The following is a 19,947-nucleotide window of genomic DNA, read 5'->3' as shown; positions in this document are numbered from 1 at the left end:
AATAAAGCATTATGAAAAAGCTGTTTTTCTCAGCAATCTTAGGCGGGCTTACGCTTGCCTCTTGTTCATCTGATGATGATGTTTCTCCAGAAAATACGGAATTAGAAATTCCTGCAACCTACAATTTTGAAAGAGAAGGTGCTTCTACAGTAAGCTATTCGGGGCAAACTACGAGACTTCAAATGACTTCTGAAATTCTCTCTAAGTTTACCGATTTTGAAAATGGAAGTGAAGATCTTTTGCTTAATATGTTTGCAAATGAAAACGCTCCTTTTGAAAATGCAAGCCTTAACGAATCTTCTAAAAGTGTAAAATCTAAAGTAGCTGCTTCTAAATTGTATTTCTCAGCAAATACGGTTGAAAGTGCAGAAATAAAAAGTGATTTCGATTCATATATTACAGAGCAATTTACTGCGGTAAAAGACAATAGGAATGAGTTGGCTGAAGCTGGAATGGCAGGCCAGATCGCCCAGGGTACAAATGTTAGGTATATAAATGCAAAAGGTTTGGAAATGAACCAGGCTTTTGCAAAAGGTTTAATTGGTGGCTTGTTGGCCGATCAGATATTGAATAACTACCTTTCTCAGGCAGTTTTAGATGAAGCTGATAATCGTGAGAACAATGATGCCGGTGTAGTTGAAGAAGGAAAAGCTTATACTACTATGGAACACAAGTGGGATGAAGCTTATGGGTATCTTTATGGGGATCCTTCTATCCCGGCAGAAGATCCTAATTCAGTTTTAAACGATAATAAAGATGCGCTATTATTTAAATATATGGGTAGCGTAGATGGTGATAGTGATTTTGAAGGTATTGCAGAAGAAACTTTTGAGGCCTTTAAAGTCGGTAGAGCTGCAATTGTTGCTGGAGATTATCAAACCCGTGATGAACAAGTGGAAATTATTCGTGAGAATATTTCAACGCTTATCGCTGTTAGAGCGATATATTATCTGCAGGCCGGTAAAAATCAATTGGCAAATGAGGAGTATGGAGCTGCTTTCCATTCCCTGTCTGAAGGTTACGGTTTTATTTATAGTCTTAAGTTTACCCATAACCCAGAGACTGGCGCACCGTATATTTCTGCTGGAAATGTAGAGAATTATTTAGAACAGTTAATGAATGGAAACGGTTTTTGGGACGTAACTCCAGAAACTTTGGATAGTATCGCTGAAGAGATTGCTGCTCCCTTTGAGTTTACTGTAGCCGATGTATAATTAAAAAAATTAGCCGGAGTAAGGCTTAGTCTGCTCCGGTTTTTAATATTTATAGCTATGATTAAGATTTCAAAATTTTTATTGATTGCAACATTATTATTTGCTGTTGCCTGTAGTACAGAAGATGATGGTGATAATGGAGGTGATTCTAATGGCGGCGACAATTTTGACAGAGGTGAAATGCTGGCAAATTGGGCAGATAATATTATTGTGCCTTCTTTTGTAGCTTTCCAGGAAGAAACTCAGAAGTTGGAAGATATTGCAAAAGCTTTTGCTGAAAATCCCGGAACTACCGAGCTAAATGTTCTTAGAGCGCAATACAAAGTAGCTTATCAGGAATTTCAAACCGTTGAGATGTTTCAAATAGGAAAAGCTGAAGAATTGAATTATCGCAGCTTCCTTAATACCTATCCTACAAAAACAGAAAATATTGAATCTAAAATAGCTTCCGGAAGTTATAACCTTGAGCTGCCTTCAAATTTTGCAGAACAAGGATTTCCTGCTTTAGATTATTTACTGTATTCATACGGATCAACAGAAGAAACCCTGGAAGTTTTTGCTGCAAATCCAGAATATATTAATTATATCGTAGCAGTCACCGAAAGAATAAATGCGTTAACTACTGAAGTTACAGCTTCCTGGGAAGGTGATTATAGAGATACTTTTGTGAATAACACGAGCTCTTCTAGCACAGGATCTGTAGACCGATTTACCAATGATTATGTAATGTATTTTGAGAAGATCCTAAGGTCTGGGAAAATCGGCTATCCGGCCGGTGCTTTTACCGGTTCTCCTTCCCCAACAAATGTAGAGGCTCTTTATGCCGGAGATATTTCTAAAAATCTGTATCTACAAGCTTTAGATAGTTTTGAAGATTTCTATTATGGCGTTAAAGTTAATGGAGGTGAAAATGGTCTCAGTTACTATCAGTATCTTAAATATATGCAAGATGCTACAAGTTCAGAAAGTATTACTGCTTCTATAGCCGATCAATTTTCAGCAATTAGAGCTCAAAGTTCAGAATTGGATAGCAACCTGAAATCGCAAGTGGAAACAGATAATTCTAAGATGTTAGCTGCATTTGATGAACTTCAAAAAGAAGTGGTTCTATTGAAAGTAGATATGATGCAGGCACTTTCTATTAGCGTAGATTATGTAGATTCTGACGGAGACTAAATCGTTGATGCAACTTTCGCTGAGCAAATATCTAAAAAAGACTACGGAAGCCGCCCCTTTGGCGGTTTTTCGTTTGTTTTTTGGGTTTATGATGTTTGCCAGTATAGTTAGATTCTGGCTAAATGGCTGGATCGAAAAATTATATATCGCTCCAAAATTCTTCTTTTCTTATTATGGATTTGAATGGGTGAAACCCCTGGGAGATTTCACTTATTTACTTTTTATATTTTGTGGTATTGCCGCCTTAATGGTGGCCGTAGGTTATAAATACCGCGTCGCGATTATTCTGTTTTTCCTCAGTTTCACCTATATCGAGCTGATTGATAAAACCACTTATCTAAATCATTACTACTTCATCAGTATCCTTAGTTTCCTGATGATTTTCTTACCGGCTAATGCCTATTTTTCTATAGATGCCTGGCGAAATCCCGCCAGGGCTTTTCAAAAGATACCGCAATGGTGTATAGATGCAATAAAACTATTGCTGGGGATTGTGTATTTCTATGCGGGACTTGCAAAAATTAATTCCGATTGGCTTTTCAAAGCTATGCCGTTAAAAATATGGCTGCCTTCAAAATACGACCTCCCTTTGCTGGGAGATCTAATGCAAGAGGAATGGGTGCATTATGCATTTAGCTGGAGCGGTATGCTCTATGATCTCTTTATCCCTTTTCTTTTGCTTTGGAAAAGAACCCGCTTTATAGCTTTTTTAATGGTGATAGTTTTTCACGTGCTTACGCGCGTGCTTTTCCCAATAGGGATGTTTCCATTTATTATGATAGTTAGCGCATTGATCTTTTTTAGTCCGCAGGTTCACCATAAAATATTGAATTTTATATCGAAATGGTTCAGGATATCAAAACATAGATTTGATAACTTAAAAATCTATCAATTTTCAGGAATAAAGAAGAAGGTGAGTATTAGTGTGCTTTCAGTATTTTTTGTTATTCAGCTTTTATTTCCGTGGAGGTATCTATTATATCCTGGAGAATTATTCTGGACAGAAGAAGGTTTTAGATTTTCCTGGAGAGTAATGCTTATGGAAAAAGCCGGCTACGCGCAGTTTAAAGTTGTAAATGCAGAGACCGGAAATAGATTTTATGTAGATAATTCAGATTTTCTTACTCCTTTTCAGGAGAAACAAATGTCATTTCAGCCAGATTTCATTCTTCAATATGCTCATTTTTTAGCTGATCATTTTGAAAAAGATGGTCACGAAAATATAGAGATCTATGTAGAGAACTATGTAGCTCTCAACGGAAGAAAGAGCACTCCTTATATAGACCCGGAAGTTAATTTGCTTAATTTCGCGGACTCTTTTAAACATAAAACATTCATTTTACCATTTGAAGATGAAATTAAAGGTCTTTAGTATATTATTCTTTTTGGGATCATTCGTTTACGCCCAGCATACGTTTAGCGGAAAGGTGATTTCTGCAGAAACCGGGGAACCCATTCCCAATGCTGAAGTTTGGAATAAAACGGAATCTGAAGTAACTGTAGCCAATGAAAATGGTGATTTTGAAATTACAGATATTAGTTCAGGCACTTATGAATTTGCTGTTTTTAGTTACGAATATGCCATTCTGGAAAAGCAAATAACTATAAATGGTGATCTTGAAATGGAATTCAGCCTTTCGCCTTTAGCCGAAAGTTTAAGCGAAGTGATGATCACCAATAGGAGGGAGCAGCTTTTCGCTTTACGGAAACTTAGAAAAGTAGAGGGGACTGCGATTTATGCCGGGAAAAAAAGTGAGGTGGTAGTAATGGATAAGGTTTCCGGAAATCTTGCAGCAAATAATGCCAGGGAAATTTACAGCCAGGTGGTTGGTTTAAATATATACGATAATGGTGATGCAGGACTTCAATTGAATATTGGTGGTCGTGGTCTTGATCCTAACCGAACCCAGAATTTTAATACCCGCCAGAACGGTTATGATATCTCGGCAGATGTACTTGGATATCCCGAAAGTTATTATACACCACCGCCGGAAGCACTTAGAGAAATCCAGGTGGTTCGTGGTGCAGCTTCTCTCCAATATGGAACACAATTTGGCGGTCTCATCAATTTTAAATTTAAAGAACCTCCGCGTGATAAGAAAGTGGAGTTAGTCTCCAGGCAATCTGTTGGTTCTTATAATCTTTTTACCAGTTTTAATAGTTTGGCCGGTACTATTGGGAAATTTAGCTACTATACCTATTACAACTATAAATCGGGAGAAGGATTCAGGCCAAATTCAGAATATGATTCTAATAATTTTTTTACTCATCTCGCCTGGGATTTTAACGATAGAACCAAGCTGAGTTTTGAATATACTTATTTAGATTATCTGGCTCAGCAACCCGGCGGGCTTACAGATGCGCAGTTTTATGAAAACCCAGATTATAGCAATAGGGAAAGAAACTGGTTTGATGTAAATTGGAATCTATATGCGTTAAAATTTGAGCACAGTTTTTCTGATAAAACAGATTTTAGCCTAAATCTGTTCGGTTTAGATGCTTCGCGAAAAGCGGTTGGTTTTAGAGAAAATAGGGTCTCACAGCCAGACGATCTTTCTGCACCAAGGGAATTATTGGTAGACGATTTTTCTAACTGGGGAGCAGAGGCAAGGTTGCTAACAAGGTATAATTTGTTTGATGAAGAATCGGTTTTACTGGTTGGAAGTAAATATTACGATGCTAATAATTTTCAGAAACAAGGTCCAGGAACAACATCGGCCAAGGCGGAATTTACATTTACAAACGATCAATTTCCGAATTACCCAAGGCAATCAGAATACAATTTCCCGAATAAAAACCTGGCGTTTTTTGGAGAGAACATTTTTAACCTAACGAATAAACTATCTATTACTCCCGGTTTCAGAATCGAATATATTAATACGAAGGCCAACGGTTCTTACAAAGAAATAATTCTCGATCTGGCCAATAATCCTTTGATTAATGAAACCCGGGAAGAGGAAAAAGATTTGGAAAGAAGTTTTGCTTTATTAGGCGTTGGAGCCAGTTATAATTTAGATGCTTCTAATGAGTTATACGGGAATTTTTCTCAAAATTATAGGTCGGTTACCTTTAGTGACATTAGGATAGTAAATCCCAGTTTTGTGGTAGACCCAAATATTTCAGAAGAAAGGGGTTTTACTTCAGATTTTGGAATTAGGGGAAGGTTGAAGAATTATTTGTCTTATGATGCCAGTATCTTCGGTTTATGGTATCAGGATAGAATTGGAGAAGTCCTGGGAGTTGAAGATGGTTTTATAGTAAGAAAGCGTGGAAATATTGGAGATGCTTTTATCTATGGCGTAGAGACTTTTGCCGATTGGAATATTCGAAATACCTTTTTTGAACAAGCTGAAAATTATCGCTTGAATCTTTTTGTGAACACGGCTTTTACAAATTCTGAATATACTGCTTCTGGAGAAACTAATGTTGAAGGAAACCAGGTTGAATTTATCCCTTACGTGAACCTTAAAACAGGTTTGAATTTTGGATATTCTAATTTCCTGGCTGGTTTCCAGTATACCTACCTATCAAAACAGTACACAGATGCTACGAATGCGCCGCAGGATATTAATGATAATCAACGTGGAATAGAAGGGAGTATCCCGGCTTACGGTATTTTAGATTTTTCGGCTTCCTATAGTTTTGGGAAGTTTAAATTGGAAACCGGGGTGAACAATCTTTTAGATAATTCATATTTCACGAGGAGAGCTACGGGTTATCCAGGTCCCGGTATCATTCCGGCGCAACCAATTAGCTGGTATTCAAGCATTCAGTTTAAGTTTTAAAGATTTATTTAAGCTTAATTTATTTTAAACTCGCTCATAAGGCTGGTTCCCAAATGCGATAATAATTTGTATGAAATTAGATGAGAGTTAAACCCGGAAAACTCCTCTATTTCAGTTTTTAACCGTATATTTGCACGCAATTAAATCTTTAATTGCTATGATCGCACACGAATCCAAAATCTTAGGAGAAGGCCTTACTTACGACGATGTATTGCTTGTTCCTGCTTATTCTGAAGTACTACCCCGAGAAGTAAGTATTCGCACAAAATTCACTAAAAATATTTCAATAAACGTTCCTATTGTTTCGGCAGCGATGGATACGGTAACCGAATCCAGGATGGCTATTGCTATGGCGCGTGAAGGTGGAATTGGTGTTTTGCATAAGAATATGACTGCTGAACAACAAGCGCTTAAAGTGAGAAAAGTGAAGAGAGCCGAAAGCGGAATGATTATAGATCCCGTGACTTTGCCAATTACAGCTAATGTGAGCGATGCAAAAACGAGTATGCGCGAACACAGTATCGGCGGAATTCCTATTGTAGATGAAGACGGAAAATTGTTGGGAATTGTAACGAACAGGGATTTGCGTTTCGAGAAAAATCTTAAACGTCCAATTGCTGAGGTTATGACTTCAGAAAATTTGGTAACGGTTGCAGAGGGAACTTCCCTGGATCAGGCAGAAGATATTTTGCAGGAATATAAGATCGAAAAACTTCCAGTAGTTAACGATAATAATAAATTAGTTGGGCTTATTACCTTTAGGGATATTACCAAACTTACATTAAAGCCTAATGCGAATAAAGATAGCTTCGGAAGACTTCGCGTAGCAGCCGCCGTAGGTGTGACTGCAGATGCGGTAGAGCGTGCTGAAGCTTTGGTAAATGCCGGTGTGGATGCCATAATTATTGACACGGCTCACGGGCATACAAGAGGAGTGGTGACCGTTTTAAAAGATATAAAATCTAAATTCCCAGATTTGCAGGTGGTAGTGGGAAACATAGCCACTGCAGAAGCCGCAAAATATTTAGTTGAAGCCGGTGCAGACGCAGTTAAAGTTGGAATTGGTCCGGGTTCTATTTGTACTACCAGGGTAGTTGCAGGGGTTGGATTTCCACAATTTTCTGCCGTGCTCGAAGTAGCTGCAGCGCTAAAAGGTAGTGGCGTTCCCGTTATTGCCGACGGTGGAATTCGTTATACAGGAGATATTCCAAAAGCATTAGCCGCAGGAGCCGATTGTGTGATGCTAGGTTCATTGCTTGCAGGAACTAAAGAATCTCCGGGTGAAACCATTATTTACGAAGGAAGAAAATTCAAGTCTTACCGCGGAATGGGATCTGTAGAGGCGATGCAGAAAGGTTCTAAAGATCGTTATTTCCAGGATGTAGAAGATGATATTAAGAAATTAGTACCTGAAGGTATTGTTGGGCGTGTTCCATATAAAGGGGAACTGGAAGAAAGTATTCACCAGTTTGTTGGCGGTCTAAAAGCCGGAATGGGCTACTGTGGTGCTAAAGATGTAGAAACCTTAAAGGAGACTGCGAAATTCGTAAAAATTACCTCTTCGGGAATTAGTGAAGGGCATCCGCATGATGTTACCATTACTAATGAATCACCTAATTATAGCAGGTAAACTTATTGCCTTATAAATTTAAAAGCCCTCTCAAATTTTATAATCTGATAGGGCTTTTTAAATGCTTTATCCTGAATTTATTTTAGGATGTAATTTCTTGCTACTCTTCTTCAGCCGCAACAGGAATTTCAATTCCCATTTTAGTCATCACTTTTTCGGTAATATCATATTTTTCAGCAGAGAAAGCAAGGCTATTTCCGCCGGCGTGCAGAATTTGAGTAAATCCTTCTTCGTCTATTACAGCTCGCATTGCAGCGTCAATTTTTTTGTAAAGTGGATTTGTAAGCTCATTTCTGCGCATTTGCATCATTAACTGGGCTCTTTGTCTAAACTGCTTGATCTGGTTCTCAAGTTCAATAATTTTAGACTCGCTTTCCTGGCGGGCTTCTGCAGCAAGGCTTTCGGCATTGGCCTGGTAAGTTTTTACCAGAGTGTCGTACTGTTTAACATTAGCCTGGAAATCTTGTTGTAACTCCTTGTCATAAGTTTCTAAACCTTTGTTCACAGCTTCCATTTCGGGCATCTGGGAAAGAATGTAATCGGTGTCTATAGTTCCTACTTTGGTTTGTGCGCTTGCAAAAATGCTAAAAGTTAAAAAGGCAATTAATAAACTGCTTCGTATCATAATAAAATTGTTTTTGGCAAATATAATAGCAGCTTTTAATTATTCATATTAAATCTTAAAACTATTTCTTTTTTTAAACACTTTGGTTGTTTTCTACAAAATCCTTGAAATCTTTCATATACTGGTAAGATTGTTTTCTAAAGGCGCCCGGCATAAAGAGCCCCATTAATTTCATAAAGCCACTAAATCTAAATTCGTTGTGAGAAATCCACAGTGTATGCCCTTCTGGAGTTTCTTCAAAAAAGTTTTCCTGAATATTGTAAACACCTTTTGCTGAATAGTTTGCGTGAAACTGCGCAGGAAGATCGTTTTTAATAATTTTTTCTTCCATTTCAATTTCTCGCTTTCCCATCTTATATTTCAGCATATTTTTTGAGCCTTCTTCTCCTAATTTTCCACTTATAGGTTCCATAGAAATAAACCCGCGTTGCCAATATTTCATATTATCGGGATTGCTAAATTTCTCAACAACTTCTGTACGTGGCTTTATTATCTTAATTTCAGTGGTATATTTCATGTCAATCAATTTTTAAAGAATTCAAAAAAATACTTTTTAAACTTCATTTAAAGATACTTAAGATAAAACAATTATAATTTTTAACTGGCTGTAATCGTTTAAACTTAAGCTTGTGGAACCTAAATGAATTCTTATTTTTGCTTACTGGCAAATTACAGGCGTTTAGTCATTTAAAAATGGTATGTAAATTGCTATCTCAATAACTGATGATTTTGAAGATATCACCTGTTTTTATTTTTTTTCTGCTGGCCGGTTTTATGCTTGCGGGTTGTTCTTATTTTGAAAAAGAAGAAGATCGCATAGTTATAGTAAGGGTTAACGATGCTTATTTATATGAAGAGGATATTAACGCGCTAATAAACGAAAATACTTCCCCGGAAGATAGCGCTATTATTGTTTCCAATTATATAAATCGCTGGGCCACACAACAATTACTTATAGACAGGGCACAATTGAATCTTCCCGAAAGTCAACAAAGAGAGTTTAGAGATCTTATAGAAAATTATAAAAATGAGCTTTATACAAGTGCTTACAAAGATGCGGTGGTAAGCAGGGAATTAGATAGTACTGTGCCATTAGAGGAGATGGAAGCTTATTTTGAAGAAAATAAAGGCAATTTTAAGCTTACCGAAGATCTATTGAAATTAAGATATGTAAGCCTTGCCGAAAATAACACCAATATAAATGAAATAAAATCTTACCTAACCAGCTTTGAGGAGGAGGATAAGGAAGAGCTTGATAAAATCTCTCTTCAGTTTAAAAATTATTCTTTTAATGATTCGGTTTGGGTGAAGTTAAAAACGGTCTATAATAAAATTCCTGCTTTAACTTTAGATCATAGGGATAAACTCTTAAACAAATCTAATTTTCTTCAGGTAGAAGATTCATTAGGTGTATATTTGATCTATGTAAGAGACGTGTTGGAACGAGGGCAGGATGCTCCTTTTGAATATGCCGAACCAACCATAGAAAAGATTTTGCTTAACAAGCAAAAATTAAATTTGATAAAGGAACTTGAAAAAGATATTACAAAAGATGCAATTAAAAATGAACAATTTGAAATCTATAATTAATACCACCGGCTTTCTTTTAGCCATTTTACTTGGGTTTAGTGGTTACTCTCAAGATGTGATCGTGACCGATAGTACTTCTATCCAGCCTGAAGATGAGATCGCAAAAAATACCGTTGCCGAAGAAAATAACTCAGAACGTAGAAAAGTAGATGGAATTGCGGCTGTAATTGGTGATTATATTATTCTTGACAGCGATGTAGATATGATGTACAAGGATATGCAAAGCCAGGGAATGTCTACCGCTGATGTTACCGATTGCCAGCTTGCCGGTTCTTTAATGGAAAACAAACTTTACGCGCACCACGCTATTCAGGATAGTATTATTATTATGGATGCAGAGGTGAACAATTATATAGATCAGCAAATTTCTGAAATGGTTCGCCAGGTAGGTTCAATGGAAAAAGTACTTGAATTCTATAACAAAGAAAATGAAGCTGAATTTAGAAGCGAATTGTTCGAACTTAATAAAGAGCGCCAGTTAGCCAGCCGTATGCAACAACGCATTATTGAAACGGTAGAAATTACTCCCGAAGAAGTGAGAGCATACTACGAAAGTATTCCGGAAGATGAACGTCCGGTTTTTGGAGAAGAAATTGAACTTTCTCAAATTGTTATAAAGCCTGAAATTCCAGAGAGTGAAAAAGAAAAAGTGATAGAGCGTCTAAATGAATTTAGAGCCGATGTTCTGGATAACGATGCAAGTTTTGCTACTAAAGCTGTTTTGTATTCACAGGATCCTGTAAGTGCAAGGGACGGTGGTAGAATTTCGCTTTCCAGAAAAGATAATTTTGTAAAAGAATTTAAAGATGTTGCCTTTAGTCTTCAGGAAGGAGAGGTAAGTGAACCTTTTGAAACTGAATTTGGATACCACATTATTCAGGTAGATAGAATTAGAGGTCAAAATGTAGATTTAAGACATATTTTGCTTATTCCAGATGTTACAAACGCCTCTGTAGAAGAAGCCAAAGCAAAAATTGACAGTATTAGAAAAAGGGTAGATGAAGGCGTTTTGGATTTTGCCGTAGCTGCTCGTGAGTTTTCTGATGAAAAAGAAACCAGGGCAGACGGCGGGAAGCTTATTAACCCAAGAACAGGTGATACCCGATTTGAGTTATCTAAAATAGACCCTAAGTTATATGATGATGTAGGAGAGTTACAGGAAGGAGAACTTTCATTAAGATTACGTGACCAGGATAGAACCGGACGCCCATATTTTAAACTGATAAAAGTAAATGATAGAATTTCTGAGCACGAAGCTAATTATGCTACAGATTTTTCTAAAATAAAAGAGCTGGCACTACGCGACAAACAGCTTGAAGCTATTGAAGAATGGCAGAAAGAAAAAATTGGTGATACTTATATCAAGGTGAACGGTAAATTTAAAGATTGTGAGTATAGTAGTAACTGGTTAAAAAATTAGTAATTTATCAATGTCAGATGTTGCTCTTGTAGAAAAACTGGTAGTTAAGCACCGGGATTTAAAAAAGGAAATTGCTAAAGTTATTATAGGGCAGGATATGGTTGTAGACCAAATCCTGCTTTCTGTTTTTTCAGGAGGACATTCTTTGCTTGTGGGAGTTCCCGGTTTAGCAAAAACATTGATGGTAAACACCATTTCTCAAGCCTTAGGACTTGATTTTAAAAGAATTCAATTTACGCCAGATCTTATGCCAAGTGATATTCTTGGTGCAGAGATCCTGGACGAAAACAGGAATTTTAAGTTTATAAAAGGTCCGGTTTTTTCAAATATAGTCCTGGCCGATGAAATTAACCGAACTCCTCCCAAAACACAGGCCGCTTTACTGGAAGCTATGCAGGAAAGATCTGTAACCGTTGCCGGGCATAATTACCGACTGGCCAATCCTTACTTTGTATTGGCTACTCAAAACCCAATAGAGCAGGAGGGAACCTATCCATTGCCCGAAGCGCAATTAGACCGGTTTATGTTTTCTATTTTACTGGAATATCCAAGTTTTCAGGAAGAAGTAGATGTCGTTAAAAGTACCACTTCAGATAAAACTCAAAAAATAAATGCTTTATTTTCTGCGGAAGAAATCGTAGAAATTCAGCAATTGATTCGTAGAATTCCTGTTGCCGATAATGTGGTGGAATATGCGGTAAAACTGGTAGGGAAAACCAGGCCGGATGCTGCTGAAGCACCACAGTTTGTAAAAAACTATTTAGATTGGGGTGCAGGGCCAAGAGCCTCGCAAAACCTTATTCTGGCCGCCAAATCTCACGCAGCGGTTCATGGAAAATTTTCCCCCGATATTGAAGATGTGCAAGCCGTTGCTATTGGAATATTACGCCATAGAATTATTAAAAATTACAAAGCTGAAGCCGAAGGAATTTCCGAAGAAAAAATAATTCGAGACCTATTTTAATGATGCGTACCTTTATTAAATACAGGGTTTTAGTAAGCGTGATTTTCTATCTTTTGTGGGGAAGCGATTTTGTTGCTAATGTTCTTGATTTAAATAAAGAAACAACTAGTTTTATTAACTGGACAACAGTAGTACTGCTTTTTATATTCTGGTTATTCATACTTATAGATATGTTTAAACAGAATTTAAAAGATAAAACATTCTGGATACTTTCTATGTTTTTGCTTCCCTTTTTCGCACCGGTGGTTTATTTATTCAGAAGAAACAAGCTGCTGCATCTTCAAAATAATATGTTTAGGTAGCCTAAATAACGTTTTGAAAACCGTTCTTATCAAGAATGGGTTTAAATTCTGGTTTCTTTGTCGCTTTAGATTATATTTTTTATAATTTGATCTAATTAATTTACGGAATTCATAATTTTCAACCTAATTATTAGGTTTAGCTAAATTTAAGCTATTGATAATTGCGAATTGTAAAATTATTTTCATTAAATTTTGATAATCACTTCTTATTTTCAAAATCCACTCGAAATCCTTAAATTTGCTAGACTTTTTTAGAACTAAATATATAATAATATGGCATACGATATTGATATGATCAAAAAGGTGTACAGCCAAATGGCCGAACGTGTAAATACTGCACGTGAGGTGGTTGGAAAACCTTTAACCCTTTCAGAAAAAATTCTTTATTCGCATTTATGGGATGGTGCTGCCAAAGAGGCTTACCAAAGAGGAAAAGACTATGTAGAATTTGCGCCCGACAGGATTGCCTGCCAGGATGCAACTGCCCAAATGGCTTTGTTGCAATTTATGCAAGCCGGGAAGAAGCAGGTTGCTGTTCCAACTACAGTGCATTGTGATCACCTTATCCAGGCCAAAATGGGAGCTGCAATAGATTTGCAAGCTGCTAATAAATCCAGTAGTGAAGTTTTTGATTTTCTGGAATCTGTTTCTAATAAATATGGAATAGGATTTTGGAAGCCAGGAGCAGGAATTATTCACCAGGTGGTATTAGAAAATTATGCATTCCCTGGAGGAATGATGATTGGTACCGATTCGCACACGGTAAATGCCGGTGGACTGGGAATGGTTGCCATAGGTGTTGGTGGTGCTGATGCGGTAGATGTAATGGCCGGAATGCCATGGGAACTTAAATTCCCAAAACTTATTGGAGTTAAATTAACCGGAAAACTTTCTGGATGGACTTCCTCTAAAGATGTTATTTTAAAAGTAGCCGGAATTCTTACTGTTAAAGGTGGAACCGGATCGATTATAGAATATTTTGGCGAAGGAGCCCGCTCTATGTCGGCTACCGGAAAAGGAACTATCTGTAATATGGGAGCTGAAGTTGGAGCAACTACTTCAACTTTTGGTTACGATGAGTCTATGTCGCGTTACTTAAAAGCTACAGATCGTGCAGATGTTGCAGATGCTGCGAACGAAATTAAGGAGCACCTTACCGGAGATGATGAGGTTTATGCAAACCCTGAACAATATTTTGACGAGGTAATTGAGATTAATCTTTCAGAATTAAAGCCTCACCTTAACGGACCCTTTACTCCAGATTTGGCAACACCGATTTCAGAAATGGCGGCTAAAGCAAAAGAAAACGACTGGCCAATTAATGTAGATTGGGGATTAATAGGTTCCTGTACAAACTCTTCTTACGAAGATTTAACCAGGGCTGCCTCAATCGCGAAACAGGCGGTTGAAAAAAAGGTAAAAGCAAAATCTGATTTTGGTATTAATCCTGGATCTGAACAAATTAGGTTTACTGCAGAGCGCGATGGCTTGCTAAAGATTTTTGAAGATCTTGATGCTACAATTTTCACCAATGCCTGCGGACCTTGTATAGGCCAGTGGGATAGAAGTGATAGAAAGGGTGAAGAGAAAAATACAATTGTACATTCTTTTAACCGTAACTTTTCGAAACGTGCAGATGGTAATCCAAACACCCATGCCTTTGTAGGTTCTCCAGAAATGGTTGCCGCAATTGCAATTTCAGGACGTCTTGATTTTGATCCAACTCGCGATAAATTGATGAACGAAGATGGTGAGGAAGTAATGTTGGATGAACCAACAGGAATTGAATTGCCATCAGATGGGTTTGATGTGGAAGAAGATGGTTATGTGCCACCAAAGGAGGATGGAAGTTCTGTTGAGGTAAAAGTAGCTGAAGATAGCGACAGACTTCAATTGTTAACTCCATTTGAGCCATGGGATGGTAAAAACCTTACCGGCGCTAAATTGCTAATTAAAGCCTTCGGTAAATGTACAACTGACCATATTTCTATGGCAGGACCCTGGTTGCGTTACAGAGGACACTTAGATAATATTTCTAACAACTGTCTAATTGGAGCAATCAATGCATTTAATAAGAAGACGAACTTTGTAAAGAACCAACTTACCGGAGAGTACGATGGAGTACCGGCGGTACAAAGAGAGTATAAAAAAGAAGGAGTTCCAACGGTAGTTGTGGGAGATCATAACTATGGTGAAGGTTCTTCTAGAGAACACGCGGCTATGGAGCCTCGTCACCTGGGAGTGAAAGTGGTATTGGTGAAATCTTTTGCCCGTATTCACGAAACAAACCTTAAAAAACAAGGTATGTTAGGATTAACTTTTGCTAACGAGGCCGATTATGACCTTATCCAGGAAGACGATACCTTCAACTTTATAGACCTTGAAGATTTTGCTCCAGACAAGCAAATTACGGTAGAAATCGTACATGCCGATGGCAGCAAAGACACTATTAAAACAAACCATACTTATAACAAACCTCAAATTGAGTGGTATAAGCACGGTTCAGCACTTAACTTGATTAAGAAGCAAAACGCTGCTTAATTAGTTTAGGATTATAATTATAAAGAGGCTGATCAATATTTGATCGTTTCGTCATTCTGAACTCGTTTCAGAATCTAAAATTCTTAGGAGTTAGACCCTGAAACAAGTTCAGGGTGACGTGATGAGAAATCAATATTAATCAGCCTCTTTTTTATGCCCAAAATTCAGATGTTAAGTACCTTTGCTTTTTACGTCTAAGTATTAAAATTTGGCAATGAAGAAGCTTTTCAAGAATCAATGGAGTAATATAATCTTTATTGTAATTATCCTCGCGATGATTATTCCCCAAACTCGTAAACCCATTCAAATTGTAGTAAATAAGATATTTGCATTTAGCCCTTCTGCGACCGATGAAGAAGATAGAAAGGAGCTTGAAACCTATAATTGGGCGTTAGAAAAAGCATCGGGTAAAAGAGTAGATTTTGCTGAATCTAAGGGGAAAGTGATCATTGTAAATTATTGGGCTACCTGGTGCCCACCCTGTATTGCCGAAATGCCAAGTTTCCAGGAACTTTATACCGATTATAAAGATGAAGTGGAATTCTATTTTATTTCTGGAGAAGATCACGAAACCACTAATAATTTTCTGAAGCGTAAAGGCTATCGTTTTTCCAGTTACCGGATGCTTTCTGAAGATCCAAAACCTTTAGATGGTTATACGCTGCCTTCTACTTATGTAATTGATAAGAATGGAACTATTGTAGTTGATAAAAAAGGTGCAGCCGATTGGAATAGTCAGAATTTTAGAAATTTATTGAATCAGCTTTTAGCGGAATAAGGCTAAAAAGTTTTTCTAAAAAAAGACGCGACAAAATCAAAACTATAAAGAGACAACATAATTTTTAGATCTTCTGAAACCGAAGTCTCTTCGTCTAAATACCTAAAAATATCCTGGGGAGAGTTTTTAGTGTAGAATTTTGTAAAAATCTCTTCTCCTTTTTGGTTGTTCTGCGCGAGCACATCTAAAAAGATCGCATCATATTTCCTGAATTTATTATTGATTAAATTCTCACCGGGTTGTTTTCCGCTTTTGATATTATCAATAATCTTCGCAATACGTTTTTCGGTATTTTTAAAGGAATAACCGGTTGAAGGTTTTACCCAGCCACCGCCGGTACCAATTTTAGTTATTTGCTCGGTATTAGCTTTATCAAAAGGAAAATCGGTCATTGGGATAACGCCTGTTTCTGTGCTTTTGATCTTGAAATCTTTTGTTTTTAAAACCTTCTCAAAATATTGCTGCAGCATTTCGTCATAGACCTTGTCTTCAGTTAAAAAGGGAGAGAAGAAGGTATATTCAACTAAAGCTTTTTTTTCGGTAAAAGGGAGAATATAAGTAAACGCAGTCGCATCTGGATATTTAATCCGGTAATCCATCATTGTAAAAGAATCTGGCGTAAAGACCGGTTTTTCGGTTTCTACCTCCCAACCTTTAAAATGCTGAAAAATAGTCGTGTGCTTTTTACTTTCCAGGTAAGAAGGGTCAACCCTGCTGTCAAAGAAGTGTGTGGCACCATAAGATTTTTTCTGGCCTTTGGCCTTCATCGTGACAGGATCTATTTTTTGAATTTCATCGGTAATAAATTCAATGTCCCCAGATTCTTCAATTTCGTCCTGTAATTTTTGGTGGTAATCTTTAGCTTTTATCATCTTATAGGTATAAGGTGAAAGTTGCAGATCAATATTTTCTTCGGAAGAAATAAACTTGCCTTTATTCCAGGATTTAGTGAGTAAATCGTCCCATTTACCTTTGCCTTTTTCCCAAAAACACCAGGTTTTAACCGGCATGGAAAAATCGGAATCTATTATAGCTATCTTTTTTCCTTTAAAAAAAACATCCCGGCTAAGTTGCCGGGCGAGTTGTAGGCCTGCGAGTCCTCCGCCAATAATTACATAAAAATACCTGGGACCTAGCATAGGCTTATAAAAGCTATATTATAATTTTATTTTTTAAAATATTTAAAAGGAACAAACAACATCCCAAAACATTCGCCATCATCTTTTCCAAGATGTTTATGGTGCATTTTATGAGCTCTTCTTATTCCTTTCGCGTAAGAGTTATTCGCATTTCTAAACATTTTAAAACGCTGGTGTATAAAGATATCGTGAACGGTAAAATAAGTGATCCCATAAGCTAAAATTCCAAGACCAATGGGTAATCCTATCCAAACATCTTCATAACGCCATAGCAGGAAAAAACCGATACTTACTAATGCATAAAATATAAAGAAAAGGTCGTTGCGTTCCCACCAGTGACTGTGATCTTTATGGTGATGATCTTTGTGTAGCTTCCAAAGAAGTCCGTGCATTATATATTTATGGGTAAACCAGGCCATTCCTTCCATTGCTGCAAAGGTGCCCAGAAAAACTAAGATCCATAATAAAATAGTCATACTAAATAAGTTTTAATCTATAAGAAATGTACGATTTGGCCAGGAGACCTGCTTTTTGATAATTTGGAACACGAATCCTGCTGTTTCTAATCTCCAAAGATGGTACTTTCTTTAATTTATGTAATAATTTTCTATAATAAATGTAAGCGGTATAAACACCAAATTTTGCTTCTACCGGTAAATGCGCAATTCCGCTTAAACCGTGTTTAAAATCTTCTTCAATTTCTTTTATAATTCGTTGCTTACTAACTTCATCTAATTTTTCAAGGTTTGTACCTGGAAAATAACTTCTGCTAAGATCTTCGAAATCGGCTTTTAAGTCTCTTAAAAAATTCACTTTTTGAAAAGCAGAACCCAAACTCATCGCCGAATCTTTTAGCGATTCATATTTTTGCTGGTCTCCATTTACAAAAACCTTTAAACACATAAGGCCAACCACATCTGCGCTTCCGTAGATATATTCTTTATATTCGGCTACACTAAGATAATCAGATTTATGCAAATCAAGGCGCATACTCTTCATAAATGAGCGGTAAAGAGATTCATCTATTTCATATTTATGCACGGTTTCCTGAAAAGAATTTAGAATAGGATTTAGGCTAATCTTATCTTCGATGGCTTTGTAAAGATCTACTTCAAAATCATTAAAAAGTTTTTCCTTATCGTAATCGTGAAAAGTGTCTACAATTTCATCGGCAAAGCGCACAAAGCCGTAAATATTGTAAATATCCTGGCGTATTGAGGGGGCTAGCATCCTTGTTGCTGTTGAGAACGAGGTGCTGTAATGATGCGTAACAGTTTTGCTACAAGCCCGTGAAACCGTGTCAAAAATGGCTTTCATAATTTAATCTTCTTTTTGAATTAATCCGGCGGCAAGCTTTCCTGAAATGAGGGAGGGCGGTACACCGGGTCCGGGAACACTCAGCTGCCCGGTAAAAAATAATTTATGCACTTTTTTGCTCTTCAATTTAGGTCTTAAAAATGCAGTTTGCAAAAGGGTGTTCGCCAGGCCATAGGCATTACCCTTGTAGCTATTATATTCTTCTTTAAAATCTTTTACACAAAACGATTCTTTAAAAAGAAGATGATCGGTTACATTTTGATTGGTTAAACTTTCAAAACGTGTAATAATTTTCTGAAAATATTTCTCCCTAATTTCAGGAGTATCTTCAACATCTGGTGCCAGTGGAATTAAAAATATTCCTGCTTCCTTACCATCCGGTGCAGCGGCATCATCTGTAACTGATGGAAAGCTAGCATAAAAAAGTGGATTTTCAGGCCATTCAGCATCATCGTAAATTGCTTTTGCGTGTTTTTCGAAGTCAGTATCAAAAAACAAGGTATGATGTGTTACATTCTCTAATTTTTTATTGAAACCGGCAAAGAATAATAGAGCTGAAGGAGCAAAGGTCTTTTTCTGCCAGTAAGATTCTTTGTATTGTCTTTTGTATTCTGGCAATAAAGTTTCGGTATGATGATAATCGGCACCACTTAAAATATAATCGGCTTTAATTTTCTTGCCATTAACCTGCATACCGGTTGCCGTATTATTTTCTACAAAAATTTCGGAAACCGGCGCATTCACATTAATTTTTATATCCAGCGATTTAGCCAGGCTTTCCATGCCTTCAATAACTTTATACATTCCACCTTTTGGATGCCAGGTTCCAAGGCCAAAATCTGCGTAATTCATAAAACTGTAGAAGGCCGGGGTATTACTGGCTTTAGCGCCAAGAAATAAAACCGGAAATTCAAGAATTTGAACCAATTTTGTATTGCTGAACTCTTTTCTAACTTCTTTAGAGATTGTGCTAAAAAACTGACCTATTTTCCCGGCTGTAGTTGGAGTTACCAATTCCAGGGGAGAAACTCCCGGGCGATATACCAGGTCTTTGATAGCAATATCATAATTATCTTTAGCTTCTTTAATGAACTCTTTCAGTTTTTTTGAGCTTCCCGGTTCTTCAGCTTCAAAAGCAGCGCAAATTTTATCCAGGCTATCTTCTATGGTGATACTGTCTTCTTCTCCGAAGAAAACCTTGTACGCCGGGCTTAATTTTTCCAGCTCATAATAATCTGAAGGTTTTTTGCCGAAATCGGCAAAGAAACGTTCAAAAACATCGGGCATCCAATACCAGGTCGGCCCTATGTCAAAACAAAATCCGTCTTTTTTGAGCTGACGCGCGCGGCCGCCTATGTTTGAATTTTTTTCAAAAATTTCTACTTCATAGCCGTCTTTAGCAAGGTAGCAAGCGGCTGCCAGAGAAGCGAATCCCGAACCAATAATAGCAACTTTCTTTTTCATAA

17 protein-coding genes are annotated in these 19,947 nt (G+C 37.1%); 11 read left to right on the top strand and 6 right to left on the bottom strand.

What is annotated here, in order from left to right:
• The first annotated feature begins 11 nt into the window (after positions 1-11).
• The 5 genes from APB85_RS12875 (at position 12) to guaB (ending at position 7,805) form a co-directional block, all read left to right on the top strand.
• Positions 12-1,214, top strand: coding sequence for a DUF4856 domain-containing protein (locus APB85_RS12875; protein WP_057481215.1), 1,203 nt, complete (start codon positions 12-14; stop codon positions 1,212-1,214).
• Between the two features lie 57 nt (positions 1,215-1,271).
• Positions 1,272-2,390 carry an imelysin family protein gene (locus tag APB85_RS12870; protein ID WP_057481214.1) on the top strand — a complete coding sequence of 373 codons (1,119 nt, stop codon included), beginning with the start codon at positions 1,272-1,274 and terminating at the stop codon, positions 2,388-2,390.
• A gap of 7 nt (positions 2,391-2,397) precedes the next feature.
• Complete coding sequence (locus tag APB85_RS12865; RefSeq protein ID WP_057481213.1) at positions 2,398-3,762, top strand: HTTM domain-containing protein; 1,365 nt, start codon at positions 2,398-2,400, stop codon at positions 3,760-3,762.
• Complete coding sequence (locus APB85_RS12860) at positions 3,743-6,175, top strand: TonB-dependent receptor (RefSeq protein WP_057481212.1); 2,433 nt, start codon at positions 3,743-3,745, stop codon at positions 6,173-6,175. The genes APB85_RS12865 and APB85_RS12860 overlap by 20 nt, the downstream gene beginning before the upstream one ends.
• A gap of 157 nt (positions 6,176-6,332) precedes the next feature.
• Complete coding sequence (gene guaB / locus APB85_RS12855; protein ID WP_057481211.1) at positions 6,333-7,805, top strand: IMP dehydrogenase; 1,473 nt, start codon at positions 6,333-6,335, stop codon at positions 7,803-7,805.
• Between the two features lie 100 nt (positions 7,806-7,905).
• On the opposite strand, the gene APB85_RS12850 is transcribed toward guaB, so the two are convergent.
• Positions 7,906-8,430 carry an OmpH family outer membrane protein gene (locus tag APB85_RS12850; protein ID WP_057481210.1) on the bottom strand — a complete coding sequence of 175 codons (525 nt, stop codon included), beginning with the start codon at positions 8,428-8,430 and terminating at the stop codon, positions 7,906-7,908.
• A 73-nt stretch (positions 8,431-8,503) separates the two neighbouring features.
• A complete protein-coding gene (locus APB85_RS12845) occupies positions 8,504-8,947 on the bottom strand; it encodes an SRPBCC family protein (protein ID WP_057481209.1) in 444 nt (147 codons plus the stop codon).
• Between the two features lie 206 nt (positions 8,948-9,153).
• On the opposite strand from APB85_RS12845, the gene APB85_RS12840 reads away from it, so the two are divergent.
• The 6 genes from APB85_RS12840 (at position 9,154) to APB85_RS12815 (ending at position 16,025) form a co-directional block, all read left to right on the top strand.
• Positions 9,154-10,020, top strand: coding sequence for a hypothetical protein (locus APB85_RS12840; protein WP_057481208.1), 867 nt, complete (start codon positions 9,154-9,156; stop codon positions 10,018-10,020).
• Positions 9,983-11,440, top strand: a complete 1,458-nt coding sequence (locus APB85_RS12835; RefSeq protein ID WP_057481207.1) for a peptidylprolyl isomerase — start codon at positions 9,983-9,985, stop codon at positions 11,438-11,440. Before APB85_RS12840 ends, APB85_RS12835 begins: the two co-directional genes overlap by 38 nt.
• 10 nt (positions 11,441-11,450) lie before the next feature.
• Positions 11,451-12,404, top strand: coding sequence for an AAA family ATPase (locus APB85_RS12830; protein ID WP_057481206.1), 954 nt, complete (start codon positions 11,451-11,453; stop codon positions 12,402-12,404).
• Positions 12,404-12,706: a PLDc N-terminal domain-containing protein gene (locus APB85_RS12825; protein ID WP_083482179.1), complete on the top strand. Its 303-nt coding sequence runs from the start codon at positions 12,404-12,406 to the stop codon at positions 12,704-12,706. The genes APB85_RS12830 and APB85_RS12825 overlap by 1 nt, the downstream gene beginning before the upstream one ends.
• 273 nt (positions 12,707-12,979) lie before the next feature.
• Positions 12,980-15,247, top strand: a complete 2,268-nt coding sequence (locus APB85_RS12820) for an aconitate hydratase (RefSeq protein WP_057481201.1) — start codon at positions 12,980-12,982, stop codon at positions 15,245-15,247.
• A 214-nt stretch (positions 15,248-15,461) separates the two neighbouring features.
• Positions 15,462-16,025 carry a TlpA family protein disulfide reductase gene (locus APB85_RS12815; protein WP_057481200.1) on the top strand — a complete coding sequence of 188 codons (564 nt, stop codon included), beginning with the start codon at positions 15,462-15,464 and terminating at the stop codon, positions 16,023-16,025.
• 2 nt (positions 16,026-16,027) lie between these two features.
• Here the strand turns inward: APB85_RS12815 and APB85_RS12810 are convergent, their stop codons facing one another.
• Genes APB85_RS12810 through APB85_RS12795 form a run of 4 tightly spaced genes read right to left on the bottom strand, consistent with a single transcriptional unit; the run spans position 16,028 to position 19,945 of the window.
• A complete protein-coding gene (locus tag APB85_RS12810; RefSeq protein WP_057481199.1) occupies positions 16,028-17,164 on the bottom strand; it encodes a lycopene cyclase family protein in 1,137 nt (378 codons plus the stop codon).
• Positions 17,165-17,190: 26 nt separating this feature from the next.
• On the bottom strand, positions 17,191-17,640 hold the full coding sequence (locus APB85_RS12805) for a sterol desaturase family protein (protein ID WP_057481198.1): 450 nt from the start codon (positions 17,638-17,640) through the stop codon (positions 17,191-17,193).
• Between the two features lies 1 nt (position 17,641).
• A complete protein-coding gene (locus APB85_RS12800) occupies positions 17,642-18,481 on the bottom strand; it encodes a phytoene/squalene synthase family protein (RefSeq protein ID WP_057481197.1) in 840 nt (279 codons plus the stop codon).
• 3 nt (positions 18,482-18,484) lie between these two features.
• Positions 18,485-19,945, bottom strand: coding sequence for a phytoene desaturase family protein (locus tag APB85_RS12795; protein ID WP_057481196.1), 1,461 nt, complete (start codon positions 19,943-19,945; stop codon positions 18,485-18,487).
• Positions 19,946-19,947 lie beyond the last annotated feature (2 nt).

This window comes from Salegentibacter mishustinae (assembly GCF_002900095.1).
In the GTDB taxonomy this organism is placed as follows: domain Bacteria; phylum Bacteroidota; class Bacteroidia; order Flavobacteriales; family Flavobacteriaceae; genus Salegentibacter; species Salegentibacter mishustinae.
The sequence above is the reverse complement of the archived record's forward strand: the minus strand, read 5'-3'. Positions and strand labels throughout refer to the sequence as shown.

Bases quoted from the DNA above. Each gene is read 5' to 3' on its own strand.
- APB85_RS12815 (WP_057481200.1), top strand. From the start codon at position 15,462: ATGAAGAAGCTTTTCAAGAATCAATGGAGTAATATAATCTTTATTGTA.
- APB85_RS12820 (WP_057481201.1), top strand. From the start codon at position 12,980: ATGGCATACGATATTGATATGATCAAAAAGGTGTACAGCCAAATGGCC.
- APB85_RS12865 (WP_057481213.1), top strand. From the start codon at position 2,398: ATGCAACTTTCGCTGAGCAAATATCTAAAAAAGACTACGGAAGCCGCC.
- APB85_RS12810 (WP_057481199.1), bottom strand. From the start codon at position 17,164: ATGCTAGGTCCCAGGTATTTTTATGTAATTATTGGCGGAGGACTCGCA.
- guaB (WP_057481211.1), top strand. From the start codon at position 6,333: ATGATCGCACACGAATCCAAAATCTTAGGAGAAGGCCTTACTTACGAC.
- APB85_RS12800 (WP_057481197.1), bottom strand. From the start codon at position 18,481: ATGAAAGCCATTTTTGACACGGTTTCACGGGCTTGTAGCAAAACTGTT.
- APB85_RS12805 (WP_057481198.1), bottom strand. From the start codon at position 17,640: ATGACTATTTTATTATGGATCTTAGTTTTTCTGGGCACCTTTGCAGCA.
- APB85_RS12830 (WP_057481206.1), top strand. From the start codon at position 11,451: ATGTCAGATGTTGCTCTTGTAGAAAAACTGGTAGTTAAGCACCGGGAT.
- APB85_RS12825 (WP_083482179.1), top strand. From the start codon at position 12,404: ATGATGCGTACCTTTATTAAATACAGGGTTTTAGTAAGCGTGATTTTC.
- APB85_RS12870 (WP_057481214.1), top strand. From the start codon at position 1,272: ATGATTAAGATTTCAAAATTTTTATTGATTGCAACATTATTATTTGCT.
- APB85_RS12860 (WP_057481212.1), top strand. From the start codon at position 3,743: ATGAAATTAAAGGTCTTTAGTATATTATTCTTTTTGGGATCATTCGTT.
- APB85_RS12875 (WP_057481215.1), top strand. From the start codon at position 12: ATGAAAAAGCTGTTTTTCTCAGCAATCTTAGGCGGGCTTACGCTTGCC.
- APB85_RS12835 (WP_057481207.1), top strand. From the start codon at position 9,983: ATGCAATTAAAAATGAACAATTTGAAATCTATAATTAATACCACCGGC.
- APB85_RS12840 (WP_057481208.1), top strand. From the start codon at position 9,154: ATGATTTTGAAGATATCACCTGTTTTTATTTTTTTTCTGCTGGCCGGT.
- APB85_RS12845 (WP_057481209.1), bottom strand. From the start codon at position 8,947: ATGAAATATACCACTGAAATTAAGATAATAAAGCCACGTACAGAAGTT.
- APB85_RS12795 (WP_057481196.1), bottom strand. From the start codon at position 19,945: ATGAAAAAGAAAGTTGCTATTATTGGTTCGGGATTCGCTTCTCTGGCA.
- APB85_RS12850 (WP_057481210.1), bottom strand. From the start codon at position 8,430: ATGATACGAAGCAGTTTATTAATTGCCTTTTTAACTTTTAGCATTTTT.